This window comes from Fibrobacter sp. (assembly GCF_045131395.1).
GTDB lineage: Bacteria > Fibrobacterota > Fibrobacteria > Fibrobacterales > Fibrobacteraceae > Fibrobacter.
In genome coordinates this window covers 1-13,006 of sequence record NZ_JBGUQY010000051.1, presented here as the reverse complement: position 1 = coordinate 13,006, position 13,006 = coordinate 1, and the positions used below count along the sequence as shown (strand labels likewise).

Annotated in this window: 15 protein-coding genes; all 15 read right to left on the bottom strand. The window is 48.1% G+C overall.

The genetic code is table 11. The features are described from left to right. Positions 1-2 precede the first annotated feature (2 nt). On the bottom strand, positions 3-1,211 hold the full coding sequence (locus tag ACJMNB_RS14045; RefSeq protein ID WP_405343524.1) for a putative phage tail protein: 1,209 nt from the start codon (positions 1,209-1,211) through the stop codon (positions 3-5). Beyond that, a complete protein-coding gene (locus tag ACJMNB_RS14040; protein ID WP_405343522.1) occupies positions 1,211-2,362 on the bottom strand; it encodes a baseplate J/gp47 family protein in 1,152 nt (383 codons plus the stop codon). The genes ACJMNB_RS14045 and ACJMNB_RS14040 overlap by 1 nt, the downstream gene beginning before the upstream one ends. After that, on the bottom strand, positions 2,352-2,810 hold the full coding sequence (locus ACJMNB_RS14035; protein ID WP_405343520.1) for a phage GP46 family protein: 459 nt from the start codon (positions 2,808-2,810) through the stop codon (positions 2,352-2,354). The genes ACJMNB_RS14040 and ACJMNB_RS14035 overlap by 11 nt, the downstream gene beginning before the upstream one ends. 61 nt (positions 2,811-2,871) lie before the next feature. Beyond that, the gene (locus tag ACJMNB_RS14030; RefSeq protein ID WP_405343518.1) at positions 2,872-3,117 is read right to left on the bottom strand and encodes a hypothetical protein; all 246 of its coding nucleotides are present in this window, start codon (positions 3,115-3,117) and stop codon (positions 2,872-2,874) included. A gap of 3 nt (positions 3,118-3,120) precedes the next feature. Next, on the bottom strand, positions 3,121-3,669 hold the full coding sequence (locus ACJMNB_RS14025) for a phage baseplate assembly protein (RefSeq protein WP_405343516.1): 549 nt from the start codon (positions 3,667-3,669) through the stop codon (positions 3,121-3,123). Continuing rightward, positions 3,666-4,736, bottom strand: a complete 1,071-nt coding sequence (locus ACJMNB_RS14020) for a phage baseplate assembly protein (protein WP_405343514.1) — start codon at positions 4,734-4,736, stop codon at positions 3,666-3,668. Before ACJMNB_RS14020 ends, ACJMNB_RS14025 begins: the two co-directional genes overlap by 4 nt. Further along, a complete protein-coding gene (locus ACJMNB_RS14015; protein WP_405343512.1) occupies positions 4,733-5,962 on the bottom strand; it encodes a DNA circularization N-terminal domain-containing protein in 1,230 nt (409 codons plus the stop codon). Before ACJMNB_RS14015 ends, ACJMNB_RS14020 begins: the two co-directional genes overlap by 4 nt. Next, positions 5,962-7,608, bottom strand: coding sequence for a hypothetical protein (locus tag ACJMNB_RS14010; protein WP_405343510.1), 1,647 nt, complete (start codon positions 7,606-7,608; stop codon positions 5,962-5,964). The genes ACJMNB_RS14015 and ACJMNB_RS14010 overlap by 1 nt, the downstream gene beginning before the upstream one ends. Before the next feature lie 59 nt (positions 7,609-7,667). Then, on the bottom strand, positions 7,668-8,129 hold the full coding sequence (locus tag ACJMNB_RS14005) for a hypothetical protein (RefSeq protein ID WP_405343508.1): 462 nt from the start codon (positions 8,127-8,129) through the stop codon (positions 7,668-7,670). Between the two features lie 253 nt (positions 8,130-8,382). Next, positions 8,383-8,634, bottom strand: coding sequence for a phage tail assembly protein (locus ACJMNB_RS14000; RefSeq protein ID WP_405343506.1), 252 nt, complete (start codon positions 8,632-8,634; stop codon positions 8,383-8,385). 135 nt (positions 8,635-8,769) lie between these two features. Then, positions 8,770-9,147, bottom strand: a complete 378-nt coding sequence (locus ACJMNB_RS13995) for a phage tail tube protein (protein ID WP_290956971.1) — start codon at positions 9,145-9,147, stop codon at positions 8,770-8,772. 11 nt (positions 9,148-9,158) lie between these two features. Beyond that, positions 9,159-10,967, bottom strand: coding sequence for a hypothetical protein (locus tag ACJMNB_RS13990; RefSeq protein ID WP_405343503.1), 1,809 nt, complete (start codon positions 10,965-10,967; stop codon positions 9,159-9,161). 3 nt (positions 10,968-10,970) lie between these two features. Beyond that, positions 10,971-11,603, bottom strand: a complete 633-nt coding sequence (locus tag ACJMNB_RS13985; RefSeq protein ID WP_405343501.1) for a hypothetical protein — start codon at positions 11,601-11,603, stop codon at positions 10,971-10,973. Further along, complete coding sequence (locus ACJMNB_RS13980) at positions 11,600-11,944, bottom strand: hypothetical protein (RefSeq protein ID WP_405343499.1); 345 nt, start codon at positions 11,942-11,944, stop codon at positions 11,600-11,602. The genes ACJMNB_RS13985 and ACJMNB_RS13980 overlap by 4 nt, the downstream gene beginning before the upstream one ends. Before the next feature lie 9 nt (positions 11,945-11,953). Further along, positions 11,954-12,991 (bottom strand): major capsid protein, encoded by a 1,038-nt coding sequence (locus ACJMNB_RS13975; RefSeq protein ID WP_405343497.1) that lies wholly within the window; start codon positions 12,989-12,991, stop codon positions 11,954-11,956. Positions 12,992-13,006: the final 15 nt, after the last annotated feature.

Below are 13,006 nucleotides of genomic sequence, written 5' to 3'. Positions count from 1 at the left end.
CACTAATCTCCTTCACTTTCGGTTTCGGCAGGGTCGGCAGGGGTGTTCTCCCACAAGTTGTCGAATGCGGATTCTCCGACTCCGGCAGCCTTCGTGGTGCCGCCCACGTCGCTGTCGCGCAACATGTAGGCTTCGTCGTTCTGTGCGTCCGGCAGGTCCTTGACTCGTATGCCAAGTACCTTTTCGCCAGACGGCAGCTCTATAGGTACAGGATTCACAATATGGCCGCTAAGAACAGATGCTACAATAGGCGTATTATCATTTACCACGACTACATTATTACTGTCATCAACAACAACAAGTTCGCGTTCAACTTCCTTGTAAGCATACAGCAATTTCGTATGCGCTGGTTTAATCGTATCATACAGAGTTTCTACCGGTTCATTCCACCAAAACTGCAAATAATCGTTGCACGTGTCATTACAAGTGCAATAATGCCAATCACTGGATTCAGCCTCAATTTCAATCATCCAGTAAAAATTTGGATCGTCATCACCAAAGTCAACGCCCTCAAACTTAGGACGGTCTTCACCTTTCCAATACTCGTAGATACTAACATTCAGTCCAAAAAGTGACGAAAGGCTTTTAAAATACGAGACTGTAACGCCGCCTTTTTTGCGCGATACACGATAAATTTCGGCAAGTTTTCCAGACGCAGAATCCCGTTCAGCCCCCTTAATCGGGAGTCCCAGCTCACGTTCCCATGTTTCATAGGACGTCGTTTTTGCAGGGCTAGATTCAAAGACAAGGTCTCGCAAAATTTTGTACACCGCAGAAAAGCCAAGAGAAAAACCTGCAAAAAGTTTCCACCAGTTTCCAGCTTTGCCCTTAAACCAGGCGAACCCGCGCGGTAGCAATCCCAAAAGGGCGCTTCGAAATTCTTCGTTTTCGTAATCAACACCGTCACGCACGACATTATCACGCCGAGCAACATTCCAAACATTCAATTCTCGCAGAGCAACTACAGTAAGCGCGAATCGACCAAACAAGATATTTTCGCGAACGACAAGTACATCGTAAGAGCCTGATTCTTTCGGCGCAACAAATTCAAGAGACGCTTCGTCGTAATTAAGAATGGATAGTTCGGCAATCTGAGAAGGAGTCCCGTTGCCAGCCAAAACCTTGCACTTGTAATCAAAGCCCGATCCAAAGACATAGACCGAGCCACCTTGGTTTACACGCAGCGGACTTATTTGCTGAACCGAAAGCACTACACATCTCCGTTCAGAAGATTGATTCCACCAGCTTCAATTTTCGAAACTTCGGCAACCGGACTTTCGCCAGAGAAATCCAAATCCATTTCAAGCACCTGGACCTGGGAACCGCTTTTTGTCACCGACTGAATAAAGAAATTTTTCGCAGCAGAGTTCGACCGCACATGCAACCGCAACGTTTCGAAATCAACAGAAGTTCCAGGTTGCATTTTTTGCAAATACTGTTTAATCGCAGTCGTAACGCTTTCGCGGACATACTGATTGTAAGGAGCTACCGAGGCGGTAATCGTAACGGGAACCGGCGTCACCGCAAACACACGCACATCGGCAGTGACCGGTCTACGGGCATCATCTTCGATATAAGACTTCACTTCAGCAACTTGATCTTCCGTCGGCACGATGTTTGCTGAATTATAATTCGCCAAAGCGACGCTTACTGAGTTGGTTTCAGGCTGATTTGGGAAAATAAACGCATCCGTAACGAAAGAAAACCTTGTCGCCCAACCATAATAGTCGTTCGCGGCACCGCCATGCACAGGATTTTGGATTCGATTCAAAAGGCGGGCACGATAGTCTTCCGCCAATTCACCCCACACCTGGATATCACCATCAACTTCAACAGGATCCGCAACGCCACCGGATATCAACTCGGACACAACAGAAGCGACGCCAGCAACTGCACCATCCCTAAACACCAAAGGCACGCCATTGCCCAGGTCAGAGTCCTTACCGACATCCAACGCAACAACAGGGATACCGACATGTTCAGAATCAACTATAACATCATTAGGCACTTCATACTCAATCCCCGACTCCTCATCGACCAAAACAGTCCCCTGCGGAATCGTGACCGTAGAAACACCTTCTTCCAAAGTAACAGCAGCCGTTCCGGAAGATTTCAACGGCACCTTGTGCGGGATTCCGTATTCAGCACCAAAGCCTTCAAGAGCCGACACATCGCAAGTAGAGACGAAACGATTTTTCCAGATCCGTTTTGCAATCAAAATTACCATGTACAAGGCCCCGCCAAGCACATGCGCAAGCACCTTCAGCACGGTCTTGCGCAACACTGTAGACTGGCCGAAAAACTGAACCGCCAAGGCATTTTCGACGATACGGACAAGTTCCTGCAAGCTCTTAAATTCCATCAGTAGCCATCCACTTTATTTCGTAAGTATAAGCGTTATCACCGCCATCAGGACGTTCAATAGTGACTGTAATATTCATCGTTTCTTCATCGGCGATTTTAGCTTTACAGCCGACAGACTTAGCAACGCCATCCTCAACCATCCACGACAGAGCTTCGGAAATCAGGTTTTCAACCGATCGTGCCGTCACTTCTGTCAGTTTTCCAGGAAAAGCTTCATACAGGTAGCCGCCAAGATTTCCCTTCTCGTCAAGGGCATCACCCCACCATCCACCGACATTCGGCTTAATATTCGCAACTTTACCAAGTTTTCGTTCGCGGGCGTAAGTTCCAATCGATATCACGACCGCATTTTCAAGACTGTCGGAAGTCAGCAAATCACCTTTGACTTCATCGAAGGCAAGGTCAAAATCACCGGAACTTCTGCGATACAAAGCAAGGTCGCTCATCGCAATAAAAATAAACAGCCCTTACATAGTAAAGGCCGATTTTGACACAAGATTTTTTTAGCTACGAAAGCCCGCCGGTATGGGTGGCGTCACCACCCTTCAAAGTTAACGGTACGGCATTGGCCTGTGCAGATGGAGAGCCCACCACAGACACTTCGTTCGGGAGCGCTGTAATCGTCACCTCGGCCCCACGCACATAGGTATCGATGGCGTTTGCCAGCGACTCCGCAGCAGATTCAGGCGTGTTGCCTTTCGTTGTCATTATCGCAATAAGAGACGCCTTGAGCGCCGACTTGTCAAGAGCCATTTACTAACCTCCTGTAATTGGTGTAGGCGTACTCGGAGCACCAACAACAGCAGTCGGATGCATGTGCGTTTGAAGACTTATGCCGCCAGTTTCGACAACTTCTTCGGCAACTTCATTAACGCCAGCAACAACATCACCAGTGCCAAGCATTTTTCCACGAACAAGCAAATCAGACGCCACAATAAACTTTTTCCCGGAAGCCGGCACAGAAACAATAGACCCGTCATTTTTTAAGGTAATGCTGGATCCAAACGGGGAATGCACCCTCACTTCGCCTTCTTTCAGGTCCGGGCATTCGCCCCGAGTAGATATAACCACACCGTTGTCGCGGGACCCGCCGATAAAAAGGGCCACCCCTTCAACATCTCCCTTTGGACGGCTAGAAAAGCCGAACTGTTGCAAAAATTCAACATTTCGGCGTCGCTCGCCTGCAACAAGCTCAATATCAGCCAACAGCTCACCGTTTTTGTAACGGCTAGCCGATATCACGCAACGGCCCACCATCAGGCGGAGTTTCGCCATCAACGGTTCAATCAAAGACTCGAAATTCATTTCCCTTGCACCGCCTTCTTGATAGACTTCCACGGATCTGCTTTAGGACTTTTAACGGATTTTACCGCCTTGACCTTCTTGGATTCCGGCTGAGGCTCAAAAACTTCAGGTGGGACTAGCGTCAAATTCGTCATTTCACCCGAAGATCCCCAGGAATATTCTACAGAAGACACAAGCAAATCAATCGGAGTCTCAACAAAAAGCTCCGGGGCTTCAAAGGAGCAAATCACTCCAGGAACCCAAAGACCCGACGAATGTTCCCAACCATGGACCGTCGCCCTGAATCCCATCGATTTAGCCCTGCGAACACGGCACTCCCAATCCGCGCGGGCTTGCACCTTGTCTTTTTCAACCGCATTGGAATCCACGACAATCAGTGGACGGTTTCGGGCAACGTCCGAATCCGAAGATGTCGCTACAACCTTATTTTTCGCCTTGCCGGTTCCGTAAACCGTATAGGTCGAAAAACGGTCAACAAGCGAGAAATCCACGCTCGCCGCCATCAGGTTTTCACCTTGCTTCAAAGCCGGCCCACGCGGGCACGAATCAGGCTTTAGCAGATACACTTTGCCCATGCCGTCGGAACAGCACAGGATTCCGCGTTCTTTGCAAAGCTTCGTGATTGTGTCAAGCGCCTTGGCTCCAGGCTCGACAGAAAACTTCTGGAACGGGCCGCCAACATCCACGCCCATGCGATTCGAAAAAGAAAGACCGAAATTAGCGCAGACAATACGGATGATTTCGTCCATTTTCTTATTTTCCCACTCCAGCGGGTTATCAATACAGCAATCGGCGATATCCGCAGAACATTCGCTACCGGAAACACTTACCGAATGCGAACCGGCCGAAAACGAGGTTGAAAGGCGATCCACGAACCCGGAAATCACCTTGGTCCCGTTGACGGCCACTTCGACAGAATCCCCAGGGAAAAGACGCACACGGTCGCCATCCGAATTTCTGGCAACCAAGGTGAGCGAAAAAGCCGCCGCAATATGGTCAAGCGAACGAACCACGCGGGCATCCGTCCACTCCGAAAACTTACGGCCGTTGGCGAAAACCTCGATCATTTGGATAGCACCCTCAACTTTTCGCGGGTCATTACCAACGGGTCGCCGACATCGTTACGTTCCATGATTTCGTCAACACGGTCCAGGTTACCGTAACAATCAAAGCATACCGAAAGAATATCTCTAGTCCCGTTCAACGGCAATTCTACGACCACTGCAAGTTTCGACATTTCGTCACGCAGATACTTGAGTGCCGTCGCTTGCAGATCCATTAGAGTTGCGTAATCTTCGACAGACCCAGCCTGTTCGGCCGCATCATCAAAAACTGAACTGAGCAAATCTTGCATTTCACGGGCTTCTTCGACACTTTTGAAAGAGCAATCCACCACAGATCGGGCCGCCATTGCCGCAGCGCTCATGAGCGCCAATCGGTCAACTTCAGAATTCAATTCATCTGCCGAAGAATAGGCGGAGCCTCTTCGCTTAGCCATTATTGATTGCATCACGATCAGGCTTTCGTTTACGTATCCATTAGCGTCATCGTCAGACACCGTTTCTTTAGTCAACGTCAACAGATTTTGGATACGATTCGCAAAGTCTGCTGGAGACATCATAATTAGCCGAATGTTTTCGCGAATTCTCGAAAGCGTATTGACGAACGCAGAAACACTACGAATAGAACCACGCGCATTTTCAATATTGTCAAGCATCTTGGTGGTAGAAGCCGCCACCGAGTCAACAACAGATTTTGCCTTGCCCGCAATACTGAAAACTTCGGTAAACATCGACTTAGAAGAACTCAACGTCGAATCAGATTTACCTATTGCCGACCCGCGTAGATCCGCAACACTTTGCGCCTGCTTCTCTACATTCTGTTCCGGAACAAACGTGATTTCGCCTGAAATGAATTCCTGCTCAGCCTTTTTGAAAGAAAAGCTGTACGCCGTGCAGCGAGCGTTCATGCGGCCATAATGCGGATGAACGAACTCGAAAGCGCCTTCCTTGTTCAACGCCTCTTCCAGGCGTTCGCGCTTGGTTTCGCAATCAGTTCCAGTCAGGTAAATGTTGCAAGAAATCGAAAGAACCTTTTTACCGACATCTTCGTTTACATGACCATCAGAAAAAGGCAACGGCTTGGTCACGACTTCGCGACCGCCGGAACTTGCGGTTTCCTCCACAAAAAACGGAACTCCGGCGTAGGAACCGCCGACACACTCGATAGTACCGCTAGGAGTATCGATAAGAACTTTGTGCAGAGAGTCTGCATATTCGTTACGCCAAGCCATCAGACACCTCCCAGCACATAGCCACGCGACCAGTCAAAATCACCCTGTTCAGGCGGAGTTACCTGGACGCCGCGAGGCATGTTCTTGAAATCAACAGCAAAGCGGCTGGTAGTGGTCGTGCGGGATTCGCGAATCGTCTGTGCAACAGAAGCCCCAAGGCTAGAAGACGAAGAAGACGATTCAGGAGCGGAAGAAGCCGAAGAAATGTCACGGATTGAAGGCTGGTCGTCGTCACCGAGAAGATTTCCCAAAACAGGAACACCTTTTAAAATTGATTTTATTCCGGAAACAGCCGATTTTACGCTGCCAATGAAAGTGTCATAAAGAAGGTTTCCTATTTCAGAAATTCCCGTCTTGAACCCTTCCCACAAATCTGAAATAGCAGCGGGCAAAACTTTGAAAAAATTCAGCCACGGATCAACAAAAATCGAAACAAACCCGTCCCACATCCATCCGGCTACAGCAACAAACTGTTTTCCAAAATCCTTGATTGCACCCCACACATCGTCGACAATAAATGATTTAAGCATATCTAAATTATCAATAATGCTGTAAATCGCATTTTTCCAGGCTACTATTCCAACCAATACCGCGCCTACACCCAACACAACAGGACCAGAAATAACTCCTGCAGCAGCAATCAATGCAGGCACCAACGGAACTACAGCGCCAACAATGGCTGTAACACCACCCAAGATTGCCAACGTTCCTGGACCAATCATATCAACAAGACCGACAACGACGTTCAATACTTTTGGAATATAAGGAAGTCCCCCTTTAATAAAATCAGAAATAGACGTAATGATAAAACCGACCTGCTTTTTTATCTCAGGGCCATTGTCTTTTATAAAACCTTCTACAGTTTTAAACAAATTCGTGAACACAGGAAACAAGTCTTCCATCAACGAAATTTTTATAGACTTGATAGTTCCATTTACGTCTTGTAAAGCGTCTTCGAAAGCTTCAGCATCTTTCGCCCCCTGTTCGGAATATCCTGCTCTAGCAGAATCCAATTTTTTCTGCAAAGATTCACCGCCTTCACCAAGCAATTCCGACATTCTAAGACCAGACTTGCCAAACAATTCTTGCGAAACAAAAGCCTTTTCTTCAGCAGAACCAAGTCTATTATAACCATTGGCAATTTCTTTTAAAAGAGAAGTAGAATCCTTGAATTTCGAAAGATCTTGCCCCCCAAGAATGGAATCAAAAACCTTAAACGCCTTCGCATCTCCAGCACGGGCCTTACCAAGATTTACATTGAAGCGTTTAAGGGCTCCATCCATTTCCTCTGTAGACATTCCAGCGTGCCGTGCAGCATCGTCAAAAGCCTGGTAATCCTTAACAGATAAGCCGACCAAACGTGACGTCTTCGCAATCCTGTCACCTTCAGATGCGTAAGTTTCAACGGCACCGACAAGACTTCCAAAGCCATCCACGACTCGTTTCACGCCAGAAGTGAAATTGGAAAAAAGAGTCGACGCCGAAGCCAATCCCGTTAGTTTTTGCGAAAAATCTATTTTATTTTTAAGGCTATCTAACACTCCGCCCGTTTTTCCAAGCTCTGAGTTAAGTAGCTTGACACCATTGGACGTTTTCACAAAGGTATTGTTAGATAATAAATTTATAGATACGTTTAAAATGGCCATGCAACAAAAATAATTGCACGACCATTAAAAAACTTATTTTGGGAACAACTTTTTTTAACTCAGCTTGCAGGAGGCGCAAACAAAACTGGCCACCTAGAATAGCGAGTTTTATGAAGGAACATCGTCCAAAAAGCCCAAGCAAAACCAGGGCCGCAATTTACCAATGCTATCCAAGATACCCCGTAAAAGAAAGATTCCGGACGATCCCAAAACATCACCGCCAAGAAAAGGCTAAAAAATGCGCAAACGGCTATACCGACCACCCACACACTGGACGCATACTCGCCAATTTTAGTGTCGTAAAGACGCTTACCGTCAATCCAGTCATTACTCACATAGAACGTGTAAAGATAATACGGGAGCATAGCGAACACATAGACAATAAAATTGTCGGTCCATACAGGAGCCAAAACACCCACCAAAAACAGAACGAACGGAATGACAGCGCAAAGCATAAAAATTTTGCGTTTCAAGACAGCCTTTCCAACAGCGTCCACATTCATGTCATTTACCGTTTTCATTTTGAGCCTCCCTACACCTATAATATATACAAAAATCATGTCAAAAATCAATAAACTACGTAAAAATTGAATTATTCTTATTCCAAGTTGTAATAAAAAAAGTGACCAGCAGGTCACTTTTTCGTGCTAATCCATTTCGCGAATTTTTCGGCAGCCGTCAAGCTGAATTTAAACTCTTCGGCGTTAAGGTTCATTATTTGATCATACGACCAGTGAAAAACCCCAGCCAACGTCGCAAAACCGTCATCAAGACCTAATTTTCGCCAGGTTCGAAAAAAGGCTTGATTACCTTCACGAGAGCACGGACGTCACGGGCATCCATATTGTCGACAACGCTTTCAGAAAGCCCTGTCGCGCAAGAAACAAGCTTAATCTGCGCATCTCCTTCACCCTTACTGTTCGAAACAGCTCGGACGTCACGACCAATAAAAGACTCCTTCACGGTCACGGTTTCAATTTTTGTGCCGTCAGCTTTGGTAACCGGCGTAATCAGTTTGTATTCCATATTTTTACTCCTTTTATGGGTTTAGTTGGTAAGCCGCGCCGGGGCCTCAATCCCCGCCGGAATGCGGTTAGCAATCAAGCTCGCCGCAATCCGCCCCCAAGTAACGCGGATATAAGCCGTAGATAAGGCATCGAACTACGACTTTTGGTCATCCGCCGGTTTTCCGGAGAATTCAACCGTCACTTCACCTTCTTCGCAAGACTCGGTAATGGGAGCGCTGCAACTTGCACCAGTCATAACGAATGTCTTTCCTTGAGGCTTTCTGAGCGTGATTGTAGCGTTCTTGATTTGCTGAAGTTCAACAATGTCAAGATCGCTCGTATCAGTCAAGGTGACAGAAATCTTGCTCGGGTTTTCGCCCACGCACTTGTAACCGTTGACAACTCCACCAGGACCGATAATCGGTTCATAGTGCTTGCCACCATATTCAATATTCGGATGACCCTTCAAGTTGTAAATGAAACCATTTATCTTGAATTCGTACTCTCCGCCGACAACTTCAATTTCGTCCATCGTAATCCTCCTTAGTCATGAACAATTTTGGATTTCGAAACAAAGAACTGCTTGATCAGGTGTGCCGGAATCAAGAAATTCATCGCATATTCATTCTCAGGATCAAGCTCAACGACGACATTTTCGGCAAAACCCGCACTGTCGTAAACGAGGCCCTTCTCTTCCCAGACCTTGTAGCATTTGATGAGCTCAGCCTTACCGAGAGAAGGGGTCATTACCTGCTGGCCCTTGCCAAACTTGCTTCCATCCGGGGCAAGTTTTGCATGCGGATACTTCAGGGCGAGATAGTTGTTCCAGTCCCAACGCAGGTAACTGAGAGTAAAAACAGTTTCGAGCTGTAAATAGCTCTTGTCCTGGACTCCCTGGGCATTGCGCTTGTAAGTCGTCACAATGCGGCTGGTAAACACGCTACCGTCTTCGGCAGCGACCATCAGTGCACAACCAGACTTGAGAAGGCGATTGTTGCCGTAAAAGTCCTCACGGTCATCACGCTTCGGGGCGACCACGCCAGCGACAGCGTAATTGTGCAGCGGCTTCGCAGGGTCATTCAGGGCCTTGGGAGCCACGCAACCGAACAGCGCGGACGCCTTTTCGGCACCGGAAGTCGGGGACTTCGGCAAGGCAGCAAGAACAATTTCCTGGGAGTTCAGCGCATTCGCCTTATCGGTGTAATCAGATTCAACGCCGCCGTTAAGGCTGAAGCACATCACACCGGTCTGCTGGACAACCGCCGTCCAGCGTTCGTCAAGCATTTCCTTGATGTAGTTAATGTTGTCGGTATCTGCAGAGCCGATAACGACCATATTGAACCAGTTTCCGGAACAGGTTTCCTTGACTTGTGCGTCTTCGTAAAGCGGATCCGCACCGCCGTTTGCCATAGCGGAAAGAGTGATACTCAGGCCATCCGGAAGGACTTCGCCTTGGTTATGGTTCCAGCGAACGTCAAGACCGTTGCCGCAAGCACCGAGGTTCTTGGCAGTAAGAGTGACAACATTGCCAGGATTAGACCCGGCAACATCGACAACCTTGTTGCCAATGGTGATAGTCGCGGTAGATTCCAACGTTACCGTCGTAGAATCCGTACCAACAGCCTTCGCTTCGATAACAAGCTTGTTGTTCTCAGTATCAGCTGTAACGTTGAATTTTGAATTGCCCGCAGCAGCCGTAGCAATCTTCGAAAGCACGGACGCAATCGTAGAATCCGAAGAAGACAAATTTACGGTATAGACCGAGGAACCGACAGTCAATGTAGCCGTTTTGTCATCTGCCGCCGTATAGGCACTCACAGCGAAAGAATACTTAGCCTTTGCCCCAGGATCTGAAGTTGCAATTACCGGAAGACTTGTCTTCGCATTGATAGCTGTCGCAACCTTGCTGGCAACAACACCGGCAGAATCACCTGCAGAGACATTCACCGGGCAAGGCTGTCCAGAAATCATCAGGCGAATCGTTCCGCCGGCAGCAAGTTTCGGAGTTTCTTCCGTACCTTCGATTTCGAAAGTCAAGGAACCTTCGGCCGCATCAGCGGTCGAATCATCCGCCACAGGGAGAGCCCAAAGTTCGCTCGATTTTGTATTCTTGCGGAAGGCCTTGCACATCAAGGCAAGCTGCGAGCCAGAACCAAACAAGGCGTCAGCCTGTTCGTCGCTGGTAATGAGAGTAAGTGAACCGTTCTCGCTCATCTTGGAGCGGAGCGGCTGGCCAATAATCAGGTTTTTCCAAGGCATCGCGCCGGACTTGGCAGACATGGAGCCGCCGAATTCCGTCGAGAAGATTGGATACATGTTATCGGCAGGAATTTGTTCAAAAGAAATACTCATTTCTTAATTCCCTGCGGAAATATCCGCTGTTTCGGCTTCGGCCTGTTCGCCAGGTCTCAGCACAGTTTGAAAATCCATAGACTGACTACCAGTTTTAATCGAGTTATTCGCACGCAAGAAATCTTTCGTCGCGGCAGACCTGTCGATTTTCGCAGTGAAAGAAACTTCAAAGGTAATCGTCGCCGCACCTCTTGTAGTTTCAGAGCGAACCGAAAGATTATTAACGTAAGAACGCAAGACGCACTTCGTCACAAGTCCTTGATAGGGTCCATCCCAATACGGGCAAGGGTCTATCACTGCAGCAACAGCATGCATGGTATCGTCCAGAAAATCATTCAAATCAGACCCGGAACTAACGCCTTCAATATTGCTTTCGCAGTCCAAAAAACTACGGGCATAAATATCGATACGCAGTTCCGATTTTGCAAAATAAAAACGGGGACTCGTACTTTTGTCATCAAAATCGATGTTCGGCACATTGACTATGATAAACGATTCTTCATCCGGATAAGCCTTCATTTCGCGAGACGCAGAAACATTCTGGCCTATACCGAAAAGGTTCGCAGCCTTTAAAGAATCTACAACAGCATGGCGAAAAGCCTTGATGCAATTCAAAGTCCTTGGCGTCACGCTCATTTCGATTCCTCCAGGCTGTAGACAACGGTCCCGTCTTTTTCAAACACAAAATCAATAGCAGAAAGTTTCATCGCACGATGAAACGGCGTAGAGCCCAACGTAAACACGTCGCCCTTGCGCGGTTTCGAATCAGGGAGATCCGAAGACCGCACAAACAGGCGCGGAGCATGGGCAATCACCGAAACTTCACCAACGCTTTCATTGGACACCCCCGGCGTATCGAAAAGACCTTTCATCTGGTAACTTGCGCCACCGCGAGTCAGGGTCACGAACTCGCCGAATTCGTCCTCGTTAAAGAACGAATCGTTGAGGTCTTGCATGAGGTCGTCCTTGAAAGACATCGGCAATCCTTACACCACCTTACGGGAGATGATGCCGCCGCCGACCTGCGGGACAAACAACGGACAAGATTCTTCTTCGAGAATCTTGGACTTGCCGTCCTTGATCCAAGTATAGGCGTAGGACTGGCACACGTTCAGCGAACCGTCAGTGCCGTCGGCGATGGCACCGTAGTGCATCTTGAAGCCAGCCCCGGCACCGATAATCGTGATCTTGTCCTTCGGGTACATTTCGACATCCTTCTTTTCCGATTCGGAATAGAAGAAATCGTCATAGGTGACGATGTCCATGCCGAGAATGTGAGCCATGCGGGTCACGTAATCGGTATCCATTTCACCCGGTTCGATTTCGCCGAAGTTCATGCGACGGTTGTCCATGTAATCAATGACAGCCTTGTTCTTGATGAAGGCTTCATAGGCATCGGAACCCATGACGCAAAGGAATCCACGGCCACCACCATTTTTGGCAAGAAGACGTTTTTGAGCAAGAAGGTAAGTAATCGGGTTGGAATCATTTGCGTCAAACTTGTCAGCTGCAGCAGCAGGAGTCAAATTAGCTCCAGGAATGTTCAGATTGATGGTGCGCTTGCCGCCATCAAAAATCACCTCCACCTTGCCGGTCGTCATGGCTTCGACAATCTGCTGTTCTTCACGACATTCAATGGACTGACGAAGTTCGAGAGTATCCTTCATCAGCTTCTGGAACTGAATCTTTTCCGGAGTCGCACCACCGTTGCCGTAGGTAAATACCTGTTCGGCATTGGCGGCAACCTCGACGTCACGGCGAGTCAGATTGCGTTTCGGATGCAGCGTAGGGACAGTCACGACCAGGCGTTCGTAACCATCGCGACCCATCACCTTGCCATCTTCGTCATCGTCAGAGACATACGGCGCGATGAGGCGTGTCTGCTTTTCCTGCTGGAGAATAAGGTTCTTGGTCTTGTGCAGGTCTGTCGCACACATCTTGCGGAAGAACTGCGAGGGTTTGAAACTTTCGCCAAGGAGCTTCGTCAGTTCGTGGCGATTTTCGAGAGTAATTGCTTCAGGCATTGTTTACACTCCTTT

Coding starts and splice junctions, on each gene's coding strand:
- ACJMNB_RS13985 (WP_405343501.1), bottom strand. CDS start 11,603: ATGAGCGTGACGCCAAGGACTTTGAATTGCATCAAGGCTTTTCGCCAT.
- ACJMNB_RS14005 (WP_405343508.1), bottom strand. CDS start 8,129: ATGAAAACGGTAAATGACATGAATGTGGACGCTGTTGGAAAGGCTGTC.
- ACJMNB_RS13980 (WP_405343499.1), bottom strand. CDS start 11,944: ATGTCTTTCAAGGACGACCTCATGCAAGACCTCAACGATTCGTTCTTT.
- ACJMNB_RS14040 (WP_405343522.1), bottom strand. CDS start 2,362: ATGGAATTTAAGAGCTTGCAGGAACTTGTCCGTATCGTCGAAAATGCC.
- ACJMNB_RS13990 (WP_405343503.1), bottom strand. CDS start 10,967: ATGAGTATTTCTTTTGAACAAATTCCTGCCGATAACATGTATCCAATC.
- ACJMNB_RS14035 (WP_405343520.1), bottom strand. CDS start 2,810: ATGAGCGACCTTGCTTTGTATCGCAGAAGTTCCGGTGATTTTGACCTT.
- ACJMNB_RS13975 (WP_405343497.1), bottom strand. CDS start 12,991: ATGCCTGAAGCAATTACTCTCGAAAATCGCCACGAACTGACGAAGCTC.
- ACJMNB_RS13995 (WP_290956971.1), bottom strand. CDS start 9,147: ATGGACGAAATTGAAGTTGTCGGCGGAGAGTACGAATTCAAGATAAAT.
- ACJMNB_RS14030 (WP_405343518.1), bottom strand. CDS start 3,117: ATGGCTCTTGACAAGTCGGCGCTCAAGGCGTCTCTTATTGCGATAATG.
- ACJMNB_RS14000 (WP_405343506.1), bottom strand. CDS start 8,634: ATGGAATACAAACTGATTACGCCGGTTACCAAAGCTGACGGCACAAAA.
- ACJMNB_RS14025 (WP_405343516.1), bottom strand. CDS start 3,669: ATGAATTTCGAGTCTTTGATTGAACCGTTGATGGCGAAACTCCGCCTG.
- ACJMNB_RS14010 (WP_405343510.1), bottom strand. CDS start 7,608: ATGGCCATTTTAAACGTATCTATAAATTTATTATCTAACAATACCTTT.
- ACJMNB_RS14015 (WP_405343512.1), bottom strand. CDS start 5,962: ATGGCTTGGCGTAACGAATATGCAGACTCTCTGCACAAAGTTCTTATC.
- ACJMNB_RS14020 (WP_405343514.1), bottom strand. CDS start 4,736: ATGATCGAGGTTTTCGCCAACGGCCGTAAGTTTTCGGAGTGGACGGAT.